Annotated in this window: 23 protein-coding genes and 4 tRNA genes; 20 read left to right on the top strand and 7 right to left on the bottom strand. The window is 46.5% G+C overall.

The genetic code is table 11. The features are described from left to right. Position 1: 1 nt before the first annotated feature. From wzxE to PSI15_RS07420, 9 genes are all read left to right on the top strand, one after another. Positions 2-1,252: a lipid III flippase WzxE gene (gene wzxE / locus PSI15_RS07460; RefSeq protein ID WP_273582996.1), complete on the top strand. Its 1,251-nt coding sequence runs from the start codon at positions 2-4 to the stop codon at positions 1,250-1,252. After that, a complete protein-coding gene (locus PSI15_RS07455) occupies positions 1,249-2,343 on the top strand; it encodes a TDP-N-acetylfucosamine:lipid II N-acetylfucosaminyltransferase (protein ID WP_273582973.1) in 1,095 nt (364 codons plus the stop codon). The genes wzxE and PSI15_RS07455 overlap by 4 nt, the downstream gene beginning before the upstream one ends. Beyond that, complete coding sequence (gene wzyE / locus PSI15_RS07450; RefSeq protein WP_273582972.1) at positions 2,340-3,767, top strand: ECA oligosaccharide polymerase; 1,428 nt, start codon at positions 2,340-2,342, stop codon at positions 3,765-3,767. Before PSI15_RS07455 ends, wzyE begins: the two co-directional genes overlap by 4 nt. Continuing rightward, the gene (gene wecG / locus PSI15_RS07445) at positions 3,754-4,491 is read left to right on the top strand and encodes a lipopolysaccharide N-acetylmannosaminouronosyltransferase (RefSeq protein ID WP_273582971.1); all 738 of its coding nucleotides are present in this window, start codon (positions 3,754-3,756) and stop codon (positions 4,489-4,491) included. The genes wzyE and wecG overlap by 14 nt, the downstream gene beginning before the upstream one ends. 284 nt (positions 4,492-4,775) lie before the next feature. Then, complete coding sequence (thrP, locus tag PSI15_RS07440) at positions 4,776-6,149, top strand: bifunctional threonine/serine APC transporter ThrP (RefSeq protein ID WP_273582970.1); 1,374 nt, start codon at positions 4,776-4,778, stop codon at positions 6,147-6,149. 184 nt (positions 6,150-6,333) lie between these two features. Continuing rightward, a tRNA-Arg gene (locus PSI15_RS07435) sits at positions 6,334-6,410 on the top strand. A 105-nt stretch (positions 6,411-6,515) separates the two neighbouring features. After that, a tRNA-His gene (locus PSI15_RS07430) sits at positions 6,516-6,591 on the top strand. Between the two features lie 15 nt (positions 6,592-6,606). After that, positions 6,607-6,693, top strand: a tRNA-Leu gene (locus PSI15_RS07425). 21 nt (positions 6,694-6,714) lie between these two features. Beyond that, positions 6,715-6,791 (top strand) — tRNA-Pro (locus tag PSI15_RS07420). 708 nt (positions 6,792-7,499) lie between these two features. On the opposite strand, the gene hemY is transcribed toward PSI15_RS07420, so the two are convergent. The 4 genes from hemY to hemC are packed head-to-tail and all read right to left on the bottom strand — an operon-like array spanning position 7,500 to position 11,646. After that, positions 7,500-8,705 (bottom strand): protoheme IX biogenesis protein HemY, encoded by a 1,206-nt coding sequence (gene hemY / locus PSI15_RS07415; protein WP_273582969.1) that lies wholly within the window; start codon positions 8,703-8,705, stop codon positions 7,500-7,502. 2 nt (positions 8,706-8,707) lie between these two features. After that, a complete protein-coding gene (gene hemX, locus PSI15_RS07410) occupies positions 8,708-9,946 on the bottom strand; it encodes a uroporphyrinogen-III C-methyltransferase (RefSeq protein WP_273582995.1) in 1,239 nt (412 codons plus the stop codon). A 21-nt stretch (positions 9,947-9,967) separates the two neighbouring features. Beyond that, the gene (gene hemD / locus PSI15_RS07405; RefSeq protein WP_273582968.1) at positions 9,968-10,708 is read right to left on the bottom strand and encodes a uroporphyrinogen-III synthase; all 741 of its coding nucleotides are present in this window, start codon (positions 10,706-10,708) and stop codon (positions 9,968-9,970) included. After that, entirely contained in the window at positions 10,705-11,646 is a 942-nt protein-coding gene (hemC, locus tag PSI15_RS07400) for a hydroxymethylbilane synthase (RefSeq protein WP_273582967.1), read from the bottom strand. Before hemC ends, hemD begins: the two co-directional genes overlap by 4 nt. A gap of 662 nt (positions 11,647-12,308) precedes the next feature. Here hemC and PSI15_RS07395 point away from each other — a divergent pair. After that, positions 12,309-14,921: a class I adenylate cyclase gene (locus PSI15_RS07395; RefSeq protein WP_273582966.1), complete on the top strand. Its 2,613-nt coding sequence runs from the start codon at positions 12,309-12,311 to the stop codon at positions 14,919-14,921. A 90-nt stretch (positions 14,922-15,011) separates the two neighbouring features. On the opposite strand, the gene cyaY is transcribed toward PSI15_RS07395, so the two are convergent. After that, complete coding sequence (gene cyaY / locus PSI15_RS07390) at positions 15,012-15,332, bottom strand: iron donor protein CyaY (RefSeq protein ID WP_273582965.1); 321 nt, start codon at positions 15,330-15,332, stop codon at positions 15,012-15,014. 78 nt (positions 15,333-15,410) lie between these two features. On the opposite strand from cyaY, the gene lptM reads away from it, so the two are divergent. The 9 genes from lptM to PSI15_RS07345 all read left to right on the top strand — a co-directional run bounded on the left by lptM (position 15,411) and on the right by PSI15_RS07345 (position 22,952). Continuing rightward, positions 15,411-15,608: an LPS translocon maturation chaperone LptM gene (lptM, locus tag PSI15_RS07385; RefSeq protein WP_045968166.1), complete on the top strand. Its 198-nt coding sequence runs from the start codon at positions 15,411-15,413 to the stop codon at positions 15,606-15,608. Between the two features lie 40 nt (positions 15,609-15,648). After that, a complete protein-coding gene (gene dapF, locus PSI15_RS07380; protein ID WP_045968168.1) occupies positions 15,649-16,473 on the top strand; it encodes a diaminopimelate epimerase in 825 nt (274 codons plus the stop codon). 32 nt (positions 16,474-16,505) lie between these two features. Continuing rightward, complete coding sequence (locus tag PSI15_RS07375; protein WP_045968170.1) at positions 16,506-17,210, top strand: DUF484 domain-containing protein; 705 nt, start codon at positions 16,506-16,508, stop codon at positions 17,208-17,210. Continuing rightward, positions 17,207-18,121, top strand: a complete 915-nt coding sequence (gene xerC, locus PSI15_RS07370; protein ID WP_273582964.1) for a tyrosine recombinase XerC — start codon at positions 17,207-17,209, stop codon at positions 18,119-18,121. The genes PSI15_RS07375 and xerC overlap by 4 nt, the downstream gene beginning before the upstream one ends. Then, positions 18,121-18,837, top strand: a complete 717-nt coding sequence (gene yigB / locus PSI15_RS07365; protein WP_273582963.1) for a 5-amino-6-(5-phospho-D-ribitylamino)uracil phosphatase YigB — start codon at positions 18,121-18,123, stop codon at positions 18,835-18,837. Before xerC ends, yigB begins: the two co-directional genes overlap by 1 nt. 137 nt (positions 18,838-18,974) lie before the next feature. Next, on the top strand, positions 18,975-21,149 hold the full coding sequence (gene uvrD, locus PSI15_RS07360; RefSeq protein WP_273582962.1) for a DNA helicase II: 2,175 nt from the start codon (positions 18,975-18,977) through the stop codon (positions 21,147-21,149). 87 nt (positions 21,150-21,236) lie between these two features. Then, the gene (corA, locus tag PSI15_RS07355; RefSeq protein WP_045968178.1) at positions 21,237-22,187 is read left to right on the top strand and encodes a magnesium/cobalt transporter CorA; all 951 of its coding nucleotides are present in this window, start codon (positions 21,237-21,239) and stop codon (positions 22,185-22,187) included. Positions 22,188-22,305: 118 nt separating this feature from the next. Next, the gene (vapB, locus tag PSI15_RS07350) at positions 22,306-22,533 is read left to right on the top strand and encodes a type II toxin-antitoxin system VapB family antitoxin (RefSeq protein ID WP_273582961.1); all 228 of its coding nucleotides are present in this window, start codon (positions 22,306-22,308) and stop codon (positions 22,531-22,533) included. Next, positions 22,530-22,952, top strand: coding sequence for a type II toxin-antitoxin system VapC family toxin (locus PSI15_RS07345; protein WP_273582960.1), 423 nt, complete (start codon positions 22,530-22,532; stop codon positions 22,950-22,952). Before vapB ends, PSI15_RS07345 begins: the two co-directional genes overlap by 4 nt. A gap of 105 nt (positions 22,953-23,057) precedes the next feature. Here the strand turns inward: PSI15_RS07345 and rarD are convergent, their stop codons facing one another. Further along, the gene (gene rarD, locus PSI15_RS07340; RefSeq protein WP_273582959.1) at positions 23,058-23,948 is read right to left on the bottom strand and encodes an EamA family transporter RarD; all 891 of its coding nucleotides are present in this window, start codon (positions 23,946-23,948) and stop codon (positions 23,058-23,060) included. A gap of 227 nt (positions 23,949-24,175) precedes the next feature. Continuing rightward, positions 24,176-24,796, bottom strand: coding sequence for a hypothetical protein (locus PSI15_RS07335; RefSeq protein WP_273582958.1), 621 nt, complete (start codon positions 24,794-24,796; stop codon positions 24,176-24,178). A 275-nt stretch (positions 24,797-25,071) separates the two neighbouring features. Here PSI15_RS07335 and PSI15_RS07330 point away from each other — a divergent pair, with 275 nt between their 5' ends. Continuing rightward, positions 25,072-25,323 (top strand): SymE family type I addiction module toxin, encoded by a 252-nt coding sequence (locus PSI15_RS07330; protein ID WP_273582957.1) that lies wholly within the window; start codon positions 25,072-25,074, stop codon positions 25,321-25,323. Positions 25,324-25,529: the final 206 nt, after the last annotated feature.

Here is a 25,529-nt window from a genome sequence, read left to right as displayed (position 1 = left end):
TATGTCACTTGCCAAAACTTCTGTTTGGACAGCAGGCTCCACGCTGATCAAAATCGGTGTGGGGTTGCTGGTCATTAAGCTGCTGGCGGTGTCTTTTGGCCCAACGGGTATTGGGCAAGCCGGCAATTTCCGCCAACTCATTACCGTACTGGGGGTGCTCTCTGGTGCGGGGATTTTTAATGGTGTCACCAAATACGTAGCGGAACATCATCAGCAACCGGAAAGACTCAGGGCGCTATTAGGCACATCGTCTTTAATGATTTTGGCTTTTTCAACCTTACTGGCGGTGATCTTCCTTTTGTTCAGTGAAGATATCAGTATTGGCTTATTTGGTCACACCCATTACAAAACGGTTGTGCAGACGCTCGCATTTATTCAAATGGGTATCGCTTATGCCAACTATTTTCTGGCTATCTTGAAAGGGTTCAAGGATGCTAAGGGAAATGCGTTGGCAATTATTTTAGGCAGCCTGACAGGCGTGCTTGCCTATGGCTTCTGCTATTGGTTGGGCGGTTATGAAGGCGCATTAGCCGGCTTGGCGTTAGTCCCTGCATTGGTGGTTTTACCCGCTGGTTTGATGATACTGCATCATAAGGTGATTACCTTTTCTGCCTTAAAGCCGATGTGGGATCGCGCGATTGCCGGCAGTCTGGGCAAATTTACCCTGATGGCGCTGCTGACCGCCATTACCTTACCTGTGGCTTATGTCATGATGCGAAATTTGCTGGCAGCGCGTTATAGCTGGGAGGAGGTCGGGATTTGGCAGGGAGTCAGCAGTATTTCGGATGCTTATTTACAATTTATCACGGCCTCCTTCACGGTCTATCTCTTGCCGACGCTTTCTCGTTTGCAGAGTAAACAAGACATTGCCCGCGAAATTGTGAAGGCACTGAAATTTGTTTTGCCTGCTGTGGCGGCTGCCAGCGTTTCTGTCTGGTTGTTGCGTGATGTCGTTATTTGGCTGCTGTTTTCCGATAAATTCATTGCCATGCGGGATCTGTTTGCGTGGCAGTTAGTGGGTGACGTGTTGAAAGTGGGTGCTTATGTTTTTGGTTATTTAGTGATAGCAAAAGCGGCACTGCGTTTTTATATCTTGACTGAAGTGAGCCAGCTCCTTTTACTAACGGGTTTTTCTCATTGGCTGATACCCGCAAATGGGGCATTGGGGGCAGCCCAGTCATATATGGCAACTTACCTTGTTTATTTCATTCTTTGTTGTAGCGTATTTATTATTTACCGCAGGCGAGCATGACAACCCTAATTCACGTTCTGGGATCGGATATCCCACATCACAATCAAACGTTACTGCGTTTCTTTAATGACGTCTTGGCTCAGGAAATCCCTTTTTCTGCCAAACCGTGTTTTATGATGGTGTCTAAAGACCAGACAGGGTTAGCGAATTACCCTCATTTAACGATTTCTCTTTATAACAACAAATCGGCCTTGTCACGGGCAGTGACAGAGAAAGCGAAGGCAAACAGAACCGTTCGTTTCTTTTTCCACGGGCAGTTTAATGCGGCTTTGTGGCTGGCTTTATTAACGGGCAAAATCAAGCGGCATCAATTTTTGTGGCATGTTTGGGGGGCTGATTTATATGAAGAATCCCGTCAACTGAAATTTCGTTTATTCTATCTGATCAGGCGCCTGGCACAGAAGCGGGTAGGGCATATTTTTGCCACGCGCGGCGATCTCCAGTATTTTTTTCGGCATTTAACCCAAGCCAAATCCGTACCATCATCATTGCTCTATTTCCCGACCCGTATGGAGCCTACGCTGATGGAGAAAACTTTTTCGCCGCATTCACAAAAAGAAATTACCATCTTATTGGGAAACTCAGGGGACCAATCCAACCGCCATATTGAAGCTTTGCAGAAAATCCACCGTCAATTTGGCGATGAGGCAAAGGTGATTATGCCAATGGGGTATCCCGACAACAATCAAGCCTATATTCAGCGTGTGGAACAAACGGCATTGTCGTTGTTTCCAGCGCAAAATATCCGCATTTTGACAGAACAACTCGTGTTTAATGAATACCTGGCATTGTTGCGTCAATGCGATTTGGGTTATTTCATTTTCAATCGCCAGCAGGGGATTGGAACACTCTGCTTGTTGATTCAATGGGGTATTCCTTTTGTGTTGAGCCGTCAAAATCCATTCTGGCACGATTTAACCGAGCAGCAGATACCTGTTCTGTTTGAGGGTGATGAACTGAATAAACACTGGGTGCAGGAAGCACAGCGCCAGATGCTGTCCCTCGATAAAAAGGCGATTGCTTTTTTTGATCCCAATTTCATTGAGGGGTGGAAAACCGCCCTGTCGGATGCATCTGGAGAGTATCAATGACCTTGACACAATTTGGTGGGCTTTTGGTTGTTTATGTGATCTCAGTGGCCTTTATCCTGACCTTGACCTATCAAGAGTTTCGGCGTATCCGCTTTAACTTTAATGTCTTTTTCTCATTGCTGTACTTGCTGACATTCTATTTTGGTTTTCCACTCACCAGCCTGTTGGTATTTCAGTTTGATGTGCAGGTAGTGCCTGTCGATGCATTGCTGCATGCGATGTTGGCATCGGGCTGTTTTTATGCCATTTACTATGTGGCTTATAAAACCCGTCTGGCTTATAAAACACGGATAAGTGATGTGGCCAAATCTGGCACTTCAGAGGTCATTTCACCGCGCAAGCCGCTGTTTACCATGAACAGGGTGGAGACTAATCTGACATGGTTGTTGCTTGCCGGAATTGCTGTCTTTACGGTCGGTTCGTTCTTTATGCAGAACGGTTTTTTGCTGTTTAAGCTCCAATCCTATAGCCAGATATTCTCCAGCCAAGTTTCCGGCGTGGCGCTCAAACGATTCTTCTATTTCTTTATTCCCGCCATGCTGGTGGTCTTTTTTCTGAAACCGACCAAAGCACGCTGGTTGTGTTTTTTAGTGGGAACGGTAGGGTTTGGCATCCTGACGTATGTCGTCGTGGGGGGAACGCGGGCGAACATCATTATCGCGTTTGCCTTGTTCCTGTTTATCGGGATTGTCCGTGGCTGGATCACACTATGGATGCTGTTTGTTGCGGGTATGATGGGCATTATCGGCATGTTCTGGCTGGCGTTGAAGCGCTACAGTCTGGATGTGAGCGGAGCAGAAGCTTTTTATACCTTCCTGTATCTCACGCGAGATACTTTCTCGCCGTGGGAAAATCTGGCTCTGTTGCTGGATAATTACAGTAAAATAGATTTTCAGGGGCTGGCGCCGATTGTCCGTGATTTTTATGTCTTTATCCCCAGTTGGGTATGGCCGGACAGACCGAATCTGGTCTGGAATACCGCTAACTATTTCACGTGGGATGTATTGAATAATCACTCTGGCCTTGCGATTTCACCCACACTGATTGGTTCTTTGGTGGTGATGGGAGGCGTATTCTTTATTCCTCTGGGGGCGATAGCCGTCGGTTTTATTATCAAGTGGTTTGATTGGATTTATGAAGCCGGAAAACAAGAGCGCAATCGTTATAAGGCAGCAATTTTGCAGGCTTTTTGTTTTGGTGCCATCTTTAACATGATTGTGCTGGCCCGTGAAGGTGTCGATTCTTTTGTTTCCCGGGTCGTGTTCTTTTGTATTGTCTTTGGCTTGTGTCTGGTCGTGGCGAAATTGCTGTATTGGCTGTTTGAAAGTGCCGGATTGATCCGAACGTTTATGGTCAATACCTTGGCAACTTCGCGAAAAACATCTGTACTTTTGGATGTAAGGAAAAAAAATGGCATTGAATAACATACCCAAATACCGCATTCGTGGCCTCAATATTTGGGGATTCCGCGGTATGTCGCATTTCCTCGACCACCTTTTTCTGGATGGGCAGGTAAAAACGGGGACATTGGTTGCGATTAACGCAGAAAAAGTGCTCACCGCAGAGAAAGACAATGCCCTGAATATGTTGCTGGATGAGGCTGAATATTTATACGCAGATGGCATTAGTATCGTACGTGCTATCCGCCGTAAATACGCTGATGCGGATGTGTCGCGTATTGCGGGTGCTGATTTGTGGGAAGCCCTTATGGAACGAGCTGGGCGTGAAGGCACGCCGGTCTTTTTGGTCGGCGGAAAACCAGATGTTTTGGCACAGACTGAGGAAAAATTGCGTCGCCAGTGGAACGTTAATATCGTGGGCAGTCAGGATGGCTATTTTACCCCAGAAACGCGCGATAAGGTGTTTGAGCGGATCTATACCAGTGGTGCTGCGATTATTACGGTAGCGATGGGATCACCCAAACAGGAAATCTTTATGCGCGATTGCCGCAAGGTACATCCGGATGCCCTGTATATGGGGATTGGGGGCACTTATGATGTTTTTACCGGACAAGTGAAACGAGCACCGAAAATCTGGCAAAATTTGGGCTTGGAGTGGTTGTATCGCTTGCTTTCTCAACCTGGTCGCATCCGAAGACAGATAAAGTTGTTGAGATTCCTTGGCTATTATTACGGTGGCAAACTCTGATCCTGATCTGATAATCTCTTTTTTTTCTACCTGCTGCATCGATCATGTGCTATTGGTGTGCAGCAGGTTGCTGCTTCATTTCTGATCGCTGTCCTTATCGTTTCTCTGCCTGTTCTCAAATCTTATGTGGCAAAAACGTGGAATAACCGCCAATTTATCATTTTTTTATTTCACTGATTGGCAAAACGTGTTTTGATCCCAGCCTTTTTACAACGATTGATTATCAATTCCTGTATTTTTCTGTTTGCAAATATAAACATCATAAAAGTGGATTAGGGAGTTTTATGAGTGATTCAAAACAGAGCCTGCAAAGGGGACTTGAGGCACGTCATATTGAGCTGATTGCGCTGGGTGGTACCATCGGTGTCGGGTTATTTATGGGGTCAGCCAGTACCTTGAAATGGGCCGGTCCTTCTGTTTTGCTGGCTTACATTATTGCTGGGCTTTTTGTTTTTTTCATCATGCGTTCCATGGGAGAAATGTTGTTCCTTGAACCTGTAACAGGTTCATTTGCGGCTTTTGGGCATAAGTATCTGAGTCCTTACTGGGGATGCTTAACCGCATGGGGTTACTGGTTCATGTGGGTTTCTGTCGGGATCTCAGAGATCACGGCCGTGGGCGTCTATGCTGAATTCTGGTTTCCAGAATTACCCCAATGGGTTTCAGCATTGATGGCGGTTGGATTGGTTGCCTTGGCAAACCTGGCAGCAGTCAGGCTGTATGGGGAGTTGGAGTTTTGGTTTGCCATGATCAAAGTCACAACAATTATTGTGATGGTCCTGGTTGGCATCGGCTTGATTTTCTTTGGGCTGGGCAATGACTGGCAACCGATTGGTTTGGGTAACCTGACCTCGCATGGTGGTTTCTTCTCCGGTGGATGGCAAGGCTTTTTATTTGCGCTCTGTATTGTGGTTGCTTCTTATCAAGGGGTAGAGCTGGTTGGCATCACTGCTGGTGAAGCGAAAAACCCACAAGTGACCCTTAAAAAAGCGATCAACAATATCTTGTGGCGTATCCTGATTTTTTATGTCGGGGCGATTTTTATTGTTGTGACATTGTTTCCGTGGACAGAAGTTGGCGCACATGGCAGCCCATTTGTGATGACTTTTGCTAAAGTGGGTATTGTTTCTGCGGCCGCGGTGATTAACTTTGTTGTGCTGACTGCTGCGCTGTCAGGCTGCAACAGCGGAATGTACAGTGGTGGTCGAATGCTGTATGCCTTGGCGCAGAACCGCCAATTACCGGCTTCATTGCTGAAGTTGTCGAAAAATGGCGTGCCGGTAAGGTGTATTGCCATTACCATTATTTGCCTGATTGCGGGTTCCAGCCTGAATTACCTAATACCCAATCCGCAGTCAGTCTTTGTTTACGTTTATAGTGCCAGCGTATTGCCCGGCATGGTGCCGTGGTTTGTGATCCTGGTCAGCCAATTGCGTTTTCGTAAACATCATGAGGAAGCCATGAAACAGCATCGGTTTAAATCGATTCTGTTCCCTTATGTCAACTACCTGACATTGCTTTTCCTGTGTTGTGTCTTGGTCGGCATGGCGATTAACCCGGATACACGTTTCTCGCTGATGGTCGGGGGCGTATTTTTGTTGCTCGTGTCATCAATTTATTGGTTGATGAAGTTGTATTTGCCAAAAAGATCAAGATAGTTTTCTTGCTGGTTCTTTAATCAAGGAAACTATCGGTAGCACTGTTTGTTACACGGCCGCGGTGGAAATATGCTGTCTTTATCAGCTAAATGAGCAAAGCATAATCAAACGCATCATTTCTTTTAAAAAAGCACTGGACAGTACGATATTAAATCCGTACTATCCTCCACCGCAACGGCGTTAAGCGCCCGTAGCTCAGCTGGATAGAGCGCTGCCCTCCGGAGGCAGAGGTCTCAGGTTCGAATCCTGTCGGGCGCGCCATTTAAAGCGTGCAAGAGCAGTGATAGTGGGTTATTTTGGTAGGCAACGTTGTTGTAAAAATATTGCTATGGAAATAGCAATAGGTAAAAAAAGATAGTTGTTATGGTGGCTATAGCTCAGTTGGTAGAGCCCTGGATTGTGATTCCAGTTGTCGCGAGTTCGAGTCTCGTTAGCCACCCCATCTTTTTTATGAAACGCGAGGGTGGCGGAATTGGTAGACGCGCTAGCTTCAGGTGTTAGTGTCCTTACGGACGTGGGGGTTCAAGTCCCCCCCTTCGCACCATAAAAGAGATAAAAAATATTTCGGCGAGTAGCGCAGCTTGGTAGCGCAACTGGTTTGGGACCAGTGGGTCGGAGGTTCGAATCCTCTCTCGCCGACCAGATTCTGAGAAAACCCCGCTTGTCGGGGTTTTTTCTTTTTATTTCTTTCTGCTTTTCCCGCTGATAAAAAGTTTTTTCCTTCCTGTTTCCTGTTAATTTCTGTTTGATTTTTTAGCGTAAAATTAAATGCGATTGTTTTTATTCATGAATTAACATTCTGTTTTAAAAGCTATTTTTGTATTGGTGTTGTATTTCAACGACAAGCAGTACCATCGAATGTCTCAAATAGGAGACATTTAACACCATGATTTATATTGCCTATATGTAAACGACTCAAAAGACGTCTCAAATGAGAGACGGTCTTTTTAACGAGACTTGGTGAAAAATACGCTATCTATTCTGGAAAGCCTGGCAAATCTTGGGTAAGGAAGGTTTATCCAGACTGAGAAAATTGGCACGTAAAATGCATTAATTAAAACCGTAGATACTCATCCTACTCCTTATGACAGCCTGTGGCTTCATAAACCTCAGGATGATGTAGAGCTGATTGTCAGTGCCTATGGTCCACGTTATAGATGAATGAGCTTTCTGTCTTTTCATCGCAAACCGGACACAACGTTGAGTGAGGCACTATCCGTCTGTAGACCTGATTATATTTATACACCTGTCTTCTTTGATAGGTGTTTTTTTTTGCCTGTGATGCACCTCGGTTAACGACTCAACTGCATCCATGCACCGATCATCGTTAACTGAGGCAGAAGTTATGCCTTATGCTTCGACGTCACTGTCACGCTTTAAAGTCAGCATAAAGCCTTTGTTGCGGATTTGGGTGGCTTCTTCACGCTTTTGCAATCTGTCCAGTGCATCGGCAAGCCATGCGTAATCGTGGGCATCCGGTCGCTGTGCTAACGCCGCCTTAAACGCTGATTCCGCATTCGCCCATTCACCCTGGCGCAAAGCAACCTGTCCCAACGTACTGTTGAGCAATGGGGTGGCACCGTGTTGTTTTAATAAGTGAGAAAGCGTTTTTTGTATGGTTGTCGCATCCGTTGCCTTAAGGTGTGGAATTAATAGCAGGAGACGTTCGTCATACTGCTGTTTTAGCCCATCCAAAATGAGTTGCTGGGCTGTCTCGTGATCATTGCATTCAATCAAATGCTCTGCCATCGCAACTTGCAGCACAATATCATGGCGAATTTTGCGGCTTTGATCTTTCCACCATACTTTCAGGCCAGCACTGCCTTTCCCTGCCATAACCTGATTCATCAATCCGATATAGGCTTGCTGACGCAATTTAACAATTTCTTCTTCACTGTGCAGATTCACTTTCAGCATCGAAGGCAAAAGATCAATCAGGGATTGATACGCACCGGAAAGCGAGTAAGCTTGTTCAGCCAATCGCAATATTTCAGGGTGACGAGGGGTATGTTCCAGCAGTTTCTCCACCCCCTTGCGGGCGGCATGAACATCACCTTGCGCCAGTTGGACACGCACACGGCTAATATCGACGGGAAGCTGGTCTTTATCCGCAACTTCTGCCGCTTGTGCAATATAGTGGTGGGTCTGGAAATAATCACCACGCCGTTGGGCGGCTTCGGCGGCCAGCAAATAGTTCACAACAGGCAGTTCTGCATGGTCAGCGTTGCGCGCCATCAGGCGTTCAACCTGTTTGAAGTCCCCTTCGGCGAATTTCAGCAGCGCCTGTTTGGTCTGTGAACGGGCACGGTGACGTTTATACCCGCCAAAGATCCAGCTACGGGTGGAGGTGCCGGTGCGTTTCAAGCGACGATAGCCCCAACCGAGAAAAATCAGCAGGAATTGCAGCAGAAGGAAGATGATCACCAGCCCGGTGATACTGGTGGTGATATTGTGCTCGTCCGTCTGGATCAAAACATACCCTTGATGACCAGACATCAAGGGGCCGAGCACGATCCCTGCAATCAGGATAACGAACAGCAATAAGACTTTTAGCATGTTCAGATCTCCCCGGCAGATGTTTGTTCTTGATCATCTGCCGTTTCTGTTGTGGTCGGCAGTGATTGCGCATCAGGCTGGGTGTCTGACTGGGAACCCGTTTGAGGTGGCTTGGAATGAGGCAATGGCTTTGCAGGCGGTAACGGCTTTGAAGAGGGTAAATTGTAGATACGTTTACGTACCAGCTCTGTCAATATTGACTGGCTGCTCAGGTGTTCAGGGATATCGATAGACAACGGTCTTTTTTGCAGTGAATCCACACTTTTTAAAAAGTGTTCTGCATCTGGGTAAGCCGTATCAAAATAGGTCTTCACCCAAGTTTGCACATCCTCCAACGCCCCCTGATAAATTTTAACCTGATGGCGGGGAACGGCCTGCGCAGCAATGAGCAGCTTGGAACGAATGTTCTCGCGCAGGTAAACCCCCTGATTAGGTGCCAGCAGCGGTGCCTTGCTGTTATCACGCGGGGTAATGGTAATGAAATTATCCATAAAACTGTGCCAGCTATTGCTGAGGTTCTGGCGCCAGTCAGAGAGTGAAGCGGTGATTTCGTGATGATTTGCTTGCTCTGATGTGGCTTGCTCTACTTTATCGGCAAGGCGTAAATGATCGACCTGATTGGAGAGCTGATTCAGTGTCAGGATAATGCCATCCAAATCAACCTGTTTGATTTTGGTCAGAGAATCGATATCGGCCATGATAGCTTCACGGGCATGGAGCAGGCTGGGATCATCCATTTCAGCCAGATTCTGGTCAGCATCTTTCAGCAAGGCGATGGCGGTGGTGATATCTTGCTCGCTCCAGACTTTTCGGCCAGCCATCTTAACGAGGGAGCTTGCCTGCGCCAGCCGCCAGTTTTCGATATCCGTATTTGACAAGGCCGAAACACGGTTGCGTAGCTCTGCAATGCGATCATCTGACTGCTGGTTTTGTGAATTGGCTCGTTGTAAGGAAGTCTCCAGCGCTTGGAGTTTGGCATCAAAATTTTGTTTATCGGCAGACTGCTGCTGTGTCAGAGCCGCCATCTCTTGTTGAAGAGCAAGATTTTTGTCGCTTAATGCTGCATTCTGCTGTTGACCATGATAATAAATATAAAGGCCACCCACCCCTATCGCCAGAGAAATGGCAATTGAGAGCGTATTGCCCACCCATCCATAACTCTTGGATTTATGGGGAGCCGTTGCAGGTTGCTGAGGGCGTTTTGTCTCAACCGCATCGGTAGTTTGCTTTTGTTCCGTCATCATTGGACATCCCATATTAATTTATTCCAGCGCCTGGATTAAGGCGTCATTATCTGCACTCTTGGCGACTTTTATTGTTTGCCAGCCCAGGGTGTGGGCGATATCAGCAAGGCGTTCACTGACCACAATCAGCTTACAATTCAGTAACCACGCTTTCCCATCGCTATCAGTGACTAAGTTATATAACAGTTGCAGCATTTCGCCACTGGTCACAACGAGGGTTTTTATATCACATTGCCGCCAGTGACGACTGAAATTGGCGGCATCATAGTTGACCGGCTGACGTGCATAACATTCACAATAATCGACTTCACCTCCCCGAAACCTTAATGTTAAGGCGATCACTTCGCGGCCACCATTGCCTCGGAGCAATAAAATCTTTTTATTGTCCATTTTCTGTAAAGCGGGAAGTTGCAGTAGATCTTCACTGGTTTCACCTTGCCCGGAGCAGAAGATGTTTAACCCAGTGAGCTGATGAAACATCAGGGAAGTGGATTTGCCGATACCATAATAAGAGAGTTGATTAGGCCAGGACTGGCCTTCTTGCATCAGTTGCTTATGGGCATAATGGACGGCATTTTTTGATAATAGGAAAACCAGATCGCCCGCAGACAGCCATTGCAGTTTTTGTGACAGTAAGAGTAAATCAGCCCCAGGGCGAATATCGATTAGGGGCGCGCTGAAAGCGGATTTTCCCATAGATCGCAGTCGCTTGGCTAACTCCTCTCCGGCAGGGAGAGGGCGGGTGATCAAAATACTCATTCCGGTGGATTCCTCTGGTATACGGCAGCCAAAATCTGGCGGGCGCCTTTCTCCAATAACTCTTCCGCTAAGGCGATACCCGCTTGACGGGCCTCGTTGGGTGATACCACTCTTTCACCGCGCACGATCACTGAACCATCCGGCGCGCCGACGAGTGCGCGTAGCCAAATACGGTCTTCCTGCCAGATAGCATAACTGCCAATCGGGACTTGGCAGCCGCCTTCAAGGCGGGTGTTCATGGCTCTTTCAGCGAGAACGCAGGCTTCTGTTCTGGCGTGGTTCAAGGGGGACAGCAGTTCACGGGTTTGATGATCATCAAGCCGGCACTCAATCCCTACCGCCCCTTGACCGACGGCGGGCAGCAATAACTCAGGCGCTAATGGCATCCGAATACGCTCTTCCAGCCCCAACCGTTTCAGCCCTGCGGTTGCAAGAATAATGGCATCATAATCGCCGTTATCGAGCTTGCTCAAACGCGTACCGACATTACCGCGCAAATCACGGATCACCAGATCAGGACGTTGCTGGCGAATCTGGCACTGGCGACGCAGGCTGGATGTTCCCACCACACTGCCGACGGGCAGGTCATCAAGCGAGGCGTAGTTTACTGAAACGAAAGCATCCCGTGGATCATCCCGTTCGCAGATTGTGACCAACCCCAAACCCTCAGGAAATGCGACAGGGACATCTTTCATGGAGTGGACGGCAATATCAGCCCGCTTTTCAAGCAGAGCCAGTTCCAACTCCTTTACAAACAGCCCCTTGCCGCCGACCTTCGCCAATGGCGTATCGAGGATAATATCGCCGCGTGTCACCATCGGCACCAGCTCGACTTTCAGTTCTGGATGAAAGTGTTTCAGTTGTTTTTGCACATATTGCGCTTGCCACATGGCTAATGGGCTTTGGCGGGTAGCGATGCGAATGGTTTTCATTGTCATGGATAGTATATTGGGTAAATGTATTGGGTCAGTGTATTAATTGATTGGGATAATGGTTTTTAGCCACCAGTTAGTCACCAATTAGTCAGAAAATAGTGCCAGTTTTAACATTTCAATGATTTTTTTTCCAGTGACGAAAAAGCCAGAAAAAAATCAAAATAGTTTATGGATATACCGATTATAAGATAAAAATAATTTTAATTATTAAAATAATATTTTATTTGAAAGGAGAAAATAAACAAAAAGATTGACTTAAAAGCAAATTGACATTTTTGTTTAGCGTGATGATAAAAAGCGGTGCAAATATTTAACAATAGAAAAATAGGCTTAGATTAAATATTTACGGAAGAGTGATGTACTTACAATGCTTTACATCCACGATATGAAAAATAATCAACTATAATAGTTATGCTAAAAAAGCATATTATTGTGTCTATTTCGTGATTAACTTAATATTTTACAAAGGGTTAATTATGTTTTGGCTATTGCAGGTGAAGAGAAAAGATGGTATTGCGTACTTTACGCTTTGACTGCAAGGTGTTAAATTGATCACGTTTCCGACAATAAGTTTGTAAAAATAATTTTAAATAATCTTGCAATACCACGCGTTATCGGAAACAGGGGACTACTTTGGGCACTGGAACTGATATCAGGCAAAACTCTTGTATCTCTATATTGAAACGCTGAAGCAGCGACTGGATGCAATTAACCAACTTAGATTAGAACGCGCCACGAGTTTAATGGGTGACGCTTTCAAGCAAGTTTATAGTTTAATTCCAGTATTATTACATTATCATCATCCAATGATGCCGGGCTATATCAAAAGCGACGTCCCTCACGGTGTTTGCTTTTTTATGCCTGATGAAGCACAGCAGTTTTGGATTAATGATCTGGACAGCCAGTTGACTGGTGCCTTGCCAGATGTATTGTCGCATACGTCCAATGGTGAATTGCCGATTACCGGGATTTACTCGATGGGCAGTACCTCTTCTATCGGGCAAAGCTGCTCTTCTGATGTGGATGTTTGGGTCTGCCATCAATCTTGGTTGGATAGTGATGAAAAAGCCTTACTGGAACAAAAATGTACCTTGATAGAACAGTGGGCAGCGTCACTGGGCATTGAGGTGACTTTTTTTCTGATTGATGAAAACCGTTTTCGGCATAACGCCTGTGGTAGTTTGAACGGTGAAGACTGCGGTTCTACCCAACATATCCTGCTGCTTGATGAATTTTATCGCACAGCGGTCTGTATGGCTGGCAAACGCTTGTTGTGGGCAATGGTGCCGGTGGAAGAAGAAGCGCATTATGATGAGTATGTCCTTTCTCTTTATGCCCAGGGTGTATTGACGCCAAATGAATGGTTGGATCTGGGCGGCTTGGGTGAATTGTCCGCAGAAGAATATTTTGGGGCAAGTCTTTGGCAGCTTTATAAAAGTGTGGACTCGCCTTATAAGGCCGTATTAAAGAGTCTGTTGTTGGAGGCTTATTCATGGGAATATCCCAATGGAAAACTTCTGGCGATGGAGATGAAGCAATATTTTCATGATGGCGCGATTGTTTCCTTTGGCCTCGATGCTTATAGCATGATGCTGGAACGCGTAACCCGCTACCTGGCTGCTACGAACGATCTTACGCGCCTCGATTTGGCGCGTCGTTGTTTTTATCTCAAGGTCTGTGAGAAATTACCGGAAATTCAGCGTGACAAAGGCTGTACAGGATGGCGTCGTCAGGTTATCTCCCAGTTGGTACGAGAATGGGATTGGGACGACAATAAACTGGTCACGCTGGATAACCGCAATGCATGGAAAATTGAGCAGGTGCGTGCTGCCCATAATGAATTGCTTGACACCATGATGCAGAGTTACCGCAACCTGATCCGTTTTGCCCGCCGCAATAATTTAAGCGTGAGTGCCAGCCCGCAAGATATTGGCGTATTGACCCGTAAATTGTATGCGGCTTTTGAGGCATTACCCGGTAAAGTGACGTTGGTCAATCCTCAGATATCACCGGATCTGTCAGAAAAGCATCTGACCTTCATTTATGTGCCTCCCGGACGAGTCAACCGAAGTGGCTGGTATCTTTACAACCATGCCCCAACCATTGAATCGATCATTGGTCACCAACCGCTGGAATTCAATCGTTATCTCAATAAATTAGTTTCCTGGACCTATTTCAATGGCCTGTTGACCAAAGAAACCCAGCTCTATATTCGTCATGGGAAGTCCCAGTGTGACAGGCAAAAATTAGGTGACCTGGTGGATGATATTGCCTCTCATTTCCCGATCCGCTTACCGGCACCGACACCCAAAGCATTATACAGTCCTTGTGAAATTCGTCATTTAGCGATCATTGTCAATTTAGAGCAAGATCCAACCGCGGCCTTTTCCGAACAAATTGTTCGTTTTGATTTAAGGAACCTGAATGTTTTCAGTTTTGGGGAATTGCAGCAATGTCTGGTCGGCAGCATTGATTTACTTTATCGCAATTCATGGAATGAAGTGAGAACCCTGCATTTCAGTGGTGAACAATCGGTACTGGAAGCATTGAAGACGATATTGGGCAAAATGCATCAAGATGCAGCGCCACCAGCTGATGTTGACGTCTTCTGTTATAGCAAACACTTACGTGGATTGATCCGCACCCGTATCCAGCAATTAGTGTCGGAGTGTATCGAGTTACGTCTGTCCAGCAATCGGCAAGATCCAAATCGCTTTAAGGCATTACGGATTTCAGGGCAAACATGGGGATTATTCTTCGAACGATTAAATGTTTCGGTGCAAAAACTGGAAAATGCGGTGGAGTTCTATGGGGCGATTTCCAATACCAAATTACATGGCCTGCCAGTTAAAATTGATACCAAAGAAAAACACTTACCACCGGTCATAGACGGTTTTGCCTGCGAGGGAATTATCCAGTTTTTTTTCGAAGATATCGAAAATAATCAGGGATTCAATATTTATATTCTTGATGAATCAAATCGGGTGGAAATTTATTCTCATTGTGAAGGAAGCAAAGAAGAATTAGTACGGGATATCAGTCGATTTTATTCATCATCGCATGATCGTTTCACTTATGGCTCCAGTTTTATCAATTTCAATTTGCCGCAGTTCTATCAAATCGTTAAGAAAGGTGAGCGCACCCATGTCACTCCGTTTATAGAAGGCGTGTATCCGGTGGATGATATAGAAGCGAATGAGGCAAGGTTGCATGTTGAGGTACGCCTTGATAAAACATGTCAGGCACATGATCCTTATCGTTCGTTGTATCACTATTGATATTTTTCTCTATTAATGGCATTAAGCGCCTGTTTTATCAGGCGCTTTTGGCTAATAGAATGATGCTTACTGGATTGCCGTGAAAAATATTCACGCAAATTGAAATGGCTCACCACTTTGGTCAGTGATTGCTTGTGCCAGCATGGAGATCAAATCGCGACCACTGCGGTCACAAATCCACTGACTATCCTGATAATCAAAATGGTAACCGCCATTTTTGGTTGCCAGCCATATCTGATGGAAAGGCTCCTGGCGGTTGATAATGATTTTGCTGCCGTTTTCAAAACTCAGTGTCATCACACCGCCGTTTGTTTCATAGTCAATATCCGAATCTCCATCATAATTATCCAGTTGCTCTTCAAGATGAAGCATCAATTGATCTGCCAATTGATGAAATTCGCTATCGTTCATATTTATTTCCTATTTGCTTTTCAGGGCCTAGCTGCGATTATAGAGAGTATTGGCGCATGAATCACAGGCATTAATATAATGAAAAAACAACTCTGTTGGTCACTGACTATCATAACATTACTTTCTCTGACTGGTTGTGGCTTGAAAGGTCCCCTTTATTTTCCTCCGGCGGAAACCTCAGCAACACAAGCATCTGTGTACAAAGCGGATAAGGTGCAGCCAGAAAAATTGTCAGAAAACAGCTTATTAAAAGACAATAGCTCAATGGATGCTTAATGATAGCAATCCGGTAATGTGATTTCTCTTGGGGCCGTATATGCAGTTCTCCAAAATGCACGGTCTTGGCAATGACTTTATGGTCGTTGATGCCGTGACCCAAAATGTTTATTTTTCTCCAGAGTTAATTTGCCGTCTGGCTAACCGGCATACTGGGGTGGGTTTTGATCAGCTTTTGGTTGTTGAAGCCCCCTATGATCCTGACTTAGACTTTCACTACCGCATTTTTAATGCGGATGGCAGTGAAGTTTCCCAGTGTGGCAATGGGGCGCGCTGCTTTGCCCGTTTTGTTCGCCTCAAGGGGCTGACCAATAAACGCGATATCAAGGTCAGCACGCAAGCAGGCTACATGACATTGAGCATCACCCATGATGACCAAGTTTGTGTCAACATGGGAGAGCCGGATTTTGAACCGCAGCGGGTTCCTTTTCGCGCCAATAAGGCGGAGAAAACCTATATTATCCGAGCCATCGAACGCACGGTGCTTTGTGGCGTTGTGTCGATGGGAAACCCTCACTGTGTCATACAGGTTGAGGATGTGAACACCGCTGAAGTGGCAATATTGGGGCCGGTGTTAGAAAGCCATGAACGTTTTCCGCAGCGGGCCAATATTGGTTTTATGCAGGTGATCAATCGGGGCCATATTCGGTTGCGTGTTTTTGAGCGTGGTGCGGGTGAGACACAGGCATGTGGCAGTGGCGCATGTGCCGCGGTCGCCGTCGGTATCCAGCAAAATCTGCTGGATAATCAAGTTCGGGTTGATCTTCCGGGAGGAACCCTGCAAATTCGCTGGGATGGGCCAGGCAAGCCACTCTTTATGACCGGGCCTGCAACCCACGTCTATGATGGCACGATTCATTTGTGATTGAGTCACTCTGAAATATGGGGCATTGGAAAATGGCTAAAAAAGACGATCCATTGCATAGCGACAACAGGCTGGATGATCAATCGGTCATGGATTATTTGTTGAATAATCCCGATTTTTTTATCCGTAATGCCAATAGGGTTGATAAGATAAGAGTTCCCCATCCGGTGCGGGAGAGTATCTCTTTGATGGAATGGCATATGAGTCGCCAGAGGAAACGCATCGGCTATCTGGAAGATGATCTCAACCATTTGATAGAGCAGGCGAAGCAGAATGAAGTGCTGTTTAGCAATCTGTTGCAATTGCTGTCAACTCTTTCTGGTGCCAAGAGTTTGCAGGACTTTCTTTCCTGCTTGAGTTCATGGTCAAAAACGCTGGGATTGAGTAACAGCTATATTCGGTTGTTCAGTGATAAATGGCATCTTGGCGCACCACTGAATTCGCCGGAGCTGGCGATTTCCCGTCATGCCTTTGAGACCGTCCGCATTAAGCGCTTTGGTGAAAAAAATCATTATCTCGGCCAGTTGCATGGCCCGGAGATTTTATTGTTGATGCCACAGGCACGCCATGTTGGTTCAGTGGCCATCTCCCTTCTGGGCGCACAAGGGGATTTGGGTCTGGTGATTTTCAACAGCCATGATAAACAGCACTACCACGAAGGCATGGGCACGGACATTCTCGACCATTTGGCGAAGCTGCTGCCGGGCTTGCTGTCCCGCTGGATTGAACGCGCATGACCCAGCCAATTGATTTACTGCTAGCGCCCGTGGAAGACTTTTTGCACTATTTGCGGGTTGAGCGCCGCTTAAGCCCTGCCACTATCACCAATTATCGGCGCCATTTGGCGGTTTTGGCGGCAATGGCACTGGAAATGGGAATACGTGAGTGGCAGGCGCTGGAGCCTGCCCAAGTCAGAATGTTTGCCTCCCGCAGTCGTCGGGCAGGTTTGCAGTCCGCCAGCCTTGCCCTGCGCCTTTCTTCCTTGCGTAGCTTTCTTGACTGGATGGTGATGCAAAATAAACTGGCGGCCAATCCTGCGAAAACCGTCAGTGCTCCCCGTAAAAAACGCCACTTGCCGAAAAACATGGACGTGGATGAAGTTAACCAACTCCTCAATATTAATCTGGACGATCCGCTGTCAGTGCGTGACAGAACGATGCTGGAAGTCATGTACGGAGCCGGTTTACGTTTGTCTGAGCTGGTGGGGCTTGATTGTCGCCATTTGGATTTGGAAAGTGGGGAAGTTTGGGTTCATGGCAAGGGCAGCAAAGAGCGTAAGGTGCCGTTCGGTCGTATGGCTCAGGAATGGCTCCGGCGCTGGCTGGAAATGCGCGAACTGTTTGAACCGGAAAGTGATGCGCTTTTTATTTCTAGTCAGAGTGGAAAACGTATTTCTGCCCGTAACGTACAGAAACGATTTGAACAATGGGGGGTTCGACAAGGCGTCAGCAGCCATATCAACCCTCATAAATTGCGTCACTCTTTTGCCACACATATTCTGGAATCCAGCGGTGATCTTCGAGCCGTGCAGGAATTATTAGGTCATGCGAATTTATCGACGACCCAGATCTATACTCACTTGGATTTCCAGCATCTGACCAAAGTCTATGACGTGGCTCACCCCAGAGCCAAACGAGGAAAATCATAATGCGTTTTTATCGGCCTCTCGCGCCGTTTGCGGCGATGACATTCGATCTGGATGATACGCTTTACGATAACCATCCTGTGATCGATAAAACCGAAAAAGAAGTGTTGTGTTTTGTCAGGCAGTACGATGCCAAATTCGGCCACTTTGGGCATGAAGAGCTGCGTTTATACCGTCAGGCTGTGCTTGAACAGGAACCGGATATTTATCACGATGTGACCTCATGGCGCCGCCAATCCGCAGAACTGATGTTTACTCATCATGGCTTCAATCATGAAGAGACAATGCGTGGCACGGATGAAATTATGTCTTGCTTTATGTACTGGCGTAACCAAATCACCGTGCCTGAATCGACTCATCACACTTTGTCTGTCTTGGCGGAAAAAATGCCGCTGGTGGCAATCACCAATGGGAATGCTGAACCGGCCGCCTGCGGTCTTGCCCCTTACTTTGCTTTTGTATTGAAAGCGGGCGTGGATGGGCGTGCCAAACCTTACCCGGATATGTACCGTCTGGCGGCGCAACGGCTCCACCTCCCCATCCATCAGATCCTGCATGTGGGGGATAACCTGAATACCGATGTAGAAGGGGCGCTTTGCAGCGGCATGCAGGCTTGTTGGATCAACATCGAAAATAAAAATTTGATGCAGGAACCGGAAGGACGACGGGTTCCACATGTTGAGATTTCTGATTTGGCTTCTTTGATAGCACTGATATAATTTCAAATTGAAATCGATACCCTATACACTTCAAATTGCCGCTCGCAAGACGAAAGCTGCTTATTATTTGAAGTACGACGAATATATGTAAAAAAACAGCTTGGCTTGTTAATCCTACCGAACCTTGCAAACAACTGATGGTAATTATGGACGTTTCATATCTGCTCGAAGGCCTCAATGATAAACAACGCGAAGCGGTCGCAGCGCCCCGTAATAATATGCTGGTGCTGGCGGGTGCCGGCAGTGGTAAAACGCGCGTGCTGGTACACCGGATCGCCTGGTTACTGTCAGTTGAAAATGCCTCGCCATTTTCCATCATGGCGGTCACATTCACCAATAAAGCGGCGGCTGAGATGCGCCACCGCATTGAAAACCTGATTGGCACCAGTCAAGGCGGAATGTGGGTCGGGACATTCCATAGCCTTGCCCATCGCTTGCTGCGTGCCCATCACCTTGATGCCAATCTGCCGCAAGATTTTCAGATCTTGGATAGCGAAGATCAGCACCGTCTCATCAAACGCATCATCAAGGCGATGAATCTGGATGATAAAAAGTGGCCAGCCCGTCAGGGAATGTGGTACATCAATGGCAAAAAAGATGAAGGCTTGCGTCCACAACACATTGAAAGTTATGGCAATCCGGTAGAAGCAACTTGGCTGAAAATCTATCAGGCCTATCAGGAAGCGTGTGACCGTGCCGGGCTGGTGGATTTTGCCGAATTATTACTACGCGCCCATGAACTCTGGCTGAACAAACCGCAGATCCTGCAACATTATCGTGAACGTTTCACCAATATTCTGGTGGATGAGTTTCAGGATACCAACAGCATTCAATACGCTTGGGTTCGCCTTCTGGCGGGCGAAAGCGGCAAAGTCATGATTGTCGGTGACGATGACCAGTCCATTTATGGCTGGCGTGGCGCGCAGGTAGAAAACATCCAGCGTTTCCTTAAGGACTTTCCGGGCGCGGGGATGCTCCGTCTGGAACAGAATTACCGTTCGACCAGCAATATCCTGAAAGCGGCCAATGCCCTGATTGCCCATAATAGCGATCGCTTGGGCAAGAACCTGTGGACAGAAGGGAGCGAGGGCGAGCCGATTTCACTGTATTGCGCCTTCAATGAACTGGATGAATCCCGTTATGTTGTCGGCCGTATCAAGCATTGGTTAGATAATGGTGGGGCACTGAAAGAATGTGCAATTCTTTATCGAAGCAATGCCCAATCCCGTGTCTTGGAAGAAGCTTTATTGCAGGTTTCCCTGCCTTACCGCATCTATGGTGGCCAGCGTTTCTTCGAACGTCAGGAAATCAAAGATGCCTTATCCTACTTGCGCTTGGTGGCAAACCGCCACGATGACACGGCGTTTGAGCGCGTGGTGAATACACCGACGCGCGGTATTGGTGACCGAACGCTGGATGTGGTGCGCCAAGTGGCGCGTGATCAGCAAAAAACCCTGTGGGAAAGTAGCTTGCTATTGATACAGGAAAAAGTGCTGGCTGGCCGTGCGGCATCCGCGTTGCAGCGCTTTATTGAACTCATTGAAGCACTGGAAACCGAAACGCAGGAAATGTCTCTGCATGTGCAGACCGATCGCATTATTCGTGATTCCGGCCTGTGGGCGATGTATCAACAAGAAAAAGGCGAAAAGGCGCAGGCGCGCATCGAAAACCTTGAAGAATTGGTGACTGCAACCCGCCAGTTCAGCTATCAGGATGAAGATGAAAACCTGCTGCCATTGCCCGCCTTCCTTTCCCATGCCGCGCTTGAATCGGGGGAAGGTCAGGCGGATATCTATCAGGATGCGGTGCAATTGATGACCCTGCATTCCGCGAAGGGGCTGGAATTTCCGCAAGTCTTTATTGTCGGCGTGGAAGAGGGCATGTTTCCGAGCCAGATGTCCATTGACGAAGGGGATCGGCTGGAGGAAGAGCGTCGCTTGGCCTATGTCGGGGTGACCCGGGCGATGGAAAAACTGACGCTGACGTATGCGGAAAGCCGTCGTTTATATGGCAAAGAAGTGTATCACCGCCCATCCCGTTTTATCGGCGAATTGCCGACGGAATGCGTGGCAGAAGTTCGCCTGCGGGCAACCGTATCCCGTCCGGTCAGCCACAAACGGCTGGGCACGCCCATCAGCGCCAACGACAGTGGTTATGCACTTGGGCAGCGTGTACGCCATCCCAAATTTGGTGAAGGGACGATTGTCAATATCGAAGGCAGTGGTGAACATTGCCGCTTGCAAATCGCGTTTCAGGGTGAAGGCATTAAATGGCTGGTGGCCGCTTATGCCAGACTCGAAACGGGGCAATAATCCGGTCGAATGTTGACAGGTTTTTTCTTCTCAGCGTAACATTCGCGCCTTACGATAAACGTAGGGAGTAAAGGAGACTTATGGTACATGCTGAACGCATTTAAATTAGAGAATAATCGCCTGCTCCGTCTTGAACTTGAAGAAGGTGATAAGTTATCTGACTCTATGTGGGTAGATTTGGTGGGGCTGGGGGATAATGATCGTCTCCGCGTCCAGAATGAGCTGGGACAAGTCTTGGCAACCCGCACTGAATTGGATGACATCGAGGCATCGGCCCGTTTTTTTGAAGATGAAGATGGTATGCACGTCCACTCATTCTTCTATTTTGAAGATGCCGAAGACCATGCCGGCAACTCGACGGTCGCATTTACCATCCGTGACGGTCGTCTCTACACATTGCGAGAGCGTGAACTCCCTGCCTTTCGATTATACCGAATGCGTGCCCGCAACCAGACGATGGTTGACGGGAATGCCTATGAACTGTTGATGGATTTGTTCGAAACTAAAATCGAGCAGTTGGCGGATGTGATTGAAAACATCTACAGCGTGCTGGAATCCCTGAGCCGGGTCATTATGAATGGCAAGCAGGGCGATGAATTTGATTCGGCTTTGTCTAACCTGGCTGAACAGGAAGACATCGGTTGGAAAGTCCGCCTGTGTTTGATGGATAGCCAGCGCGCCCTGAACTTCCTTGTGCGCCGTGCCCGCCTGCCGACCAATCAATTGGAACAGGCCCGTGAAATTCTGCGCGATATTGAATCCTTGCTGCCACACAATGAATCGTTGTTCCAGAAAGTGAACTTTCTGATGCAGGCAGCGATGGGCTTTATCAACATCGAACAGAGCCGCATTATCAAGATCTTCTCCGTGGTTTCCGTGGTATTCCTGCCACCGACGCTGGTCGCGTCCAGCTATGGCATGAACTTCGAATTTATGCCGGAGCTGCATTGGACCTTCGGCTACCCTGCGGCTATTGGATTGATGATAGCTGCGGGTTTGGCGCCTTATCTCTATTTCAAACGGAAAAATTGGCTGTAATAAAACCACCGATTGCATAGTTTTCAAAATGAAAATAGGGTAGTTGTGTTTATATATTGACCAGTGATATAGGTTTGCATATGCTTAGGGTATGTACTTTTAATACAGGAGATTTACCATGCGGACTGTAGCAATTTTTAAAAATGGTAATAACCGTGCTATCCGTTTACCTAAGGATCTGGATTTTGAGGGTATCAATGAACTGGAAATTACCCGAGAAGGAGAAACTATTATATTGCGTCCGGTAAGACCTAGCTGGGATTCATTTTTATATGAGGATAAAGCCGACGCGGATTTTCTATCTGAACGCCCTGATATCATTGAGGAAGGGCGTATGAATTTATGAAAAAAAGTTACATGCTGGATACCAATATTTGTTCATTTATTATGCGTGAACAACCTATTGCAGTGATTAGACAATTACAGCGATGCGTGATGAATAACTGTCCAATAGTTGTCTCTGCCATTACTTATGCAGAAATGCGTTTCGGGGCGGTTGGGAAAAAAGCTTCTCCAAAACATGTTGTGTTGGTTGACGAATTTTGTAAAAGATTGGATGGAATTCTGCCGTGGGATAAATCTGCGGTAGACGCAACGACGAAAATAAAAATTGCTCTGGCCGCTGCGGGTACACTAATCGGACATAATGATACCGCTATTGCGGGGCATGCTCTGTCTGTGGGAGCCACATTGGTAACAAACAATACCCGTGAATTTTCACGTGTAATAGGGTTGTCACTAGAGGATTGGACGGAAATTTATTAATAACGCCATGAATAAAGGAACCAAAAAAACTGACCCAAATGTCAGATAACATGTTGGGTCAGTTCAGAAAGATGATGGATATTGATGCTTGTTGCCAGAATTTGGCTACTTCCGTAAACGACGTTGCGTATAGAGCGCATCCAGAGTAAACAGAATCAGGGCAGCCCAGATAAAGCCAAACGTGATCAAACGATCCGGGCCAATTTGCTCACCATAAACCAGCGTTGCCAGTAAGAACATCAAGGTTGGGCCAAGATACTGGAAGAAGCCCAGCGTGGACAAACGCAAATGTGCAGCGGCGGCGGTGAAGAGCAGCAATGGCACCGTCGTAATAATACCGGCAGCAATCAACATCAGGTTCAAAGAGTAGGTATTATCCAACATATTACTGGTCGGGCTATGGGTGAAAAACAGCAGGTAAATCAGCGCGACAGGGAATACCCAGGTGGTTTCAATTAACATACCGGTCTGAGCATCAACTCCTAATTTTTTGCGAACCAACCCATAGACCGCAAATGTCGTCGCCAAATACAAACCAATCACCGGCACAGAACCAAACTGCCATAACTGGATCAGTACGCCGGTAAAGGCCAGACCCACGGCAAGCCACTGCATACGCCGGAAACGTTCACCAAGAAATATCATGCCAAACAAAACATTCACCAGTGGGTTAATAAAATACCCCAGACTCGCTTCCAGCAAATGCCCATTATTGACTGCCCAGATATAAGTCAGCCAGTTACTGGTAATGGTGAAGGCCGTAATGCCTAATAACAGCAATATCTTCGGTTGACGAACAACCCCCCAAACCTGACGCCAGTGACGAGTCAACGTGATCATCAATACCATAAAGAAAACTGACCAGATCACACGATGTGACACGATTTCATCGGGGGGGACATATTGTATGGACTTGAAGTAGATGGGTGCCAATCCCCAAATAAGATAAGCTCCCAAGGCATACAAGATACCTTTGGCCGTCTGTTGGTTACTCATAATATCCTTGAATGTTTAGAGAATGTTCAGAAAATCAGAAGAGCTTGTTAAGGTGATAGCTCGTAGACCCATACAATGTGTCATTGGGATGAATGATTTACAAGTAGTTAATGGCATGAGTAATAAATTAAATTTTTCTACTGAACCAAATAGCACTTTATGTTAAATTGAAAAAACAGACACTTTACCCACAGGCTTTTGGGATAGATAAATCTATTTTATTATCGCTATCTAAAGCCCATTAACGTTTTAAATGGTAAATCCAGTTTACTTGGACAATCCAACCCTTTTACTTTTACTGCTTTATCATTATTTCTTAACTCATTACACAATTGAGCGATATCTTTAGGTGTCCAATAGATATTTTTGCCATAACCCATTCGTTGAATGGTATTTAAGAGATTTTCTACGCCGCCTGCTTTTAATATGTTGGCAACCATTGTTGCACAATTTTTATTAATGGAATTATAACTGTGGCTTATCCTGAAATTGCCATATTTTTTGCCTTTATGGATTTCATCCGCGTGGTCTCGCATTTTTTCAACATCTAAACCAATCAGATAATATTCCACATGTGGGGGATCGACAAAATCAGCGTGAAGGCTGTTCAAGGCTCCCGCACAGGATAAAATGCCTCGCGATATATCGGGTTCGGCAAGGAAACTGACATAGTTATCATCGGGTGGATGCCGTGGATATAAATCCGTCCAAGGATATTTCGGTACGCCACCGATATAAATAGAAACATGTCCAACCGCGAAGCTCCGGCAGGGATACCAGATATAGACGACAGCATCAACAGCCCTGCCAGCGAGGATCTCCGATTCTGCTTTGGTTCTTGGGTTCATAGCCTATTCTCATGTTGATTTGTTTGTGATTAATTAATGTTAAAAACAAGGTATTGTGAGATTTTTCAGGTTATTGATGTTTGATAATGGTTAAGGTTGGTTCAGCGTAATGGCTGTAGGAAATCATATACCCAGAGTGACAGGCTGTTAATAGTTGTTGTGGTTGGTTTGGTGATTGGGTTAGTGGGCGTTATGAGTGGTTTATTTTTACCGATTTATATCAATAAGATAGATTGATGTATAAATCAGGTTGAGAAAACAAAGGTTATTACACCGTGGGATACGTCCCGCAAAATAATAAGGATAAAGCTCCGCCCGCGATCCATCTTAAAGGGCAGTGGCTTAAACAGGCAGGGTTTGAGATTGGCGGCTCTGTTACCGTAAAAATCATGAATGGCTGCTTGGTGCTGATCCCTGATAGCGACGAGACGAACAGCCTCAGGCAGCAATACCAGCGCCAGCGCGCGCAAATCAGTGAGATTAAGCTGCGGATGCGCGAGTTGATTGGGGATTACAAAAGCAACTAAGGGCAGGGAGTGAGCCGCTCTCAAAAAAACAAAGCCGGAAGATCACGGGGATCTTTCCGGCTTTATTGTATTCTATAGAAAAAGCGAAGTAATTTATTGGGAATGTATTTAATGTGGATATATTACTCGCGGTAGGACCCTGTTTACTATTTTGTGTAATCGCCATTTCATATTCATTATATGTGACCGTTTAAACGGTCACCGAA

This window comes from Xenorhabdus sp. PR6a (genome assembly GCF_028599065.1).
GTDB classification, from domain to species: Bacteria; Pseudomonadota; Gammaproteobacteria; order Enterobacterales; family Enterobacteriaceae; genus Xenorhabdus; species Xenorhabdus doucetiae.
Note: the sequence above shows the minus strand (reverse complement) of the source record. Positions and strands in the feature narration are given on the sequence as shown.

What these genes read in the sequence shown, in the direction of transcription:
- vapB (WP_273582961.1), top strand. Translation starts at nt 22,306, where the DNA reads ATGCGGACTGTAGCAATTTTTAAAAATGGTAATAACCGTGCTATCCGT.
- lptM (WP_045968166.1), top strand. Translation starts at nt 15,411, where the DNA reads ATGAAAAAACAACTCTGTTGGTCACTGACTATCATAACATTACTTTCT.
- hemC (WP_273582967.1), bottom strand. Translation starts at nt 11,646, where the DNA reads ATGACAATGAAAACCATTCGCATCGCTACCCGCCAAAGCCCATTAGCC.
- PSI15_RS07375 (WP_045968170.1), top strand. Translation starts at nt 16,506, where the DNA reads ATGGCTAAAAAAGACGATCCATTGCATAGCGACAACAGGCTGGATGAT.
- PSI15_RS07335 (WP_273582958.1), bottom strand. Translation starts at nt 24,796, where the DNA reads ATGAACCCAAGAACCAAAGCAGAATCGGAGATCCTCGCTGGCAGGGCT.
- wecG (WP_273582971.1), top strand. Translation starts at nt 3,754, where the DNA reads ATGGCATTGAATAACATACCCAAATACCGCATTCGTGGCCTCAATATT.
- xerC (WP_273582964.1), top strand. Translation starts at nt 17,207, where the DNA reads ATGACCCAGCCAATTGATTTACTGCTAGCGCCCGTGGAAGACTTTTTG.
- hemX (WP_273582995.1), bottom strand. Translation starts at nt 9,946, where the DNA reads ATGACGGAACAAAAGCAAACTACCGATGCGGTTGAGACAAAACGCCCT.
- hemY (WP_273582969.1), bottom strand. Translation starts at nt 8,705, where the DNA reads ATGCTAAAAGTCTTATTGCTGTTCGTTATCCTGATTGCAGGGATCGTG.
- hemD (WP_273582968.1), bottom strand. Translation starts at nt 10,708, where the DNA reads ATGAGTATTTTGATCACCCGCCCTCTCCCTGCCGGAGAGGAGTTAGCC.
- thrP (WP_273582970.1), top strand. Translation starts at nt 4,776, where the DNA reads ATGAGTGATTCAAAACAGAGCCTGCAAAGGGGACTTGAGGCACGTCAT.
- wzyE (WP_273582972.1), top strand. Translation starts at nt 2,340, where the DNA reads ATGACCTTGACACAATTTGGTGGGCTTTTGGTTGTTTATGTGATCTCA.
- uvrD (WP_273582962.1), top strand. Translation starts at nt 18,975, where the DNA reads ATGGTAATTATGGACGTTTCATATCTGCTCGAAGGCCTCAATGATAAA.
- yigB (WP_273582963.1), top strand. Translation starts at nt 18,121, where the DNA reads ATGCGTTTTTATCGGCCTCTCGCGCCGTTTGCGGCGATGACATTCGAT.
- PSI15_RS07345 (WP_273582960.1), top strand. Translation starts at nt 22,530, where the DNA reads ATGAAAAAAAGTTACATGCTGGATACCAATATTTGTTCATTTATTATG.
- PSI15_RS07455 (WP_273582973.1), top strand. Translation starts at nt 1,249, where the DNA reads ATGACAACCCTAATTCACGTTCTGGGATCGGATATCCCACATCACAAT.
- wzxE (WP_273582996.1), top strand. Translation starts at nt 2, where the DNA reads ATGTCACTTGCCAAAACTTCTGTTTGGACAGCAGGCTCCACGCTGATC.
- corA (WP_045968178.1), top strand. Translation starts at nt 21,237, where the DNA reads ATGCTGAACGCATTTAAATTAGAGAATAATCGCCTGCTCCGTCTTGAA.
- cyaY (WP_273582965.1), bottom strand. Translation starts at nt 15,332, where the DNA reads ATGAACGATAGCGAATTTCATCAATTGGCAGATCAATTGATGCTTCAT.
- rarD (WP_273582959.1), bottom strand. Translation starts at nt 23,948, where the DNA reads ATGAGTAACCAACAGACGGCCAAAGGTATCTTGTATGCCTTGGGAGCT.
- dapF (WP_045968168.1), top strand. Translation starts at nt 15,649, where the DNA reads ATGCAGTTCTCCAAAATGCACGGTCTTGGCAATGACTTTATGGTCGTT.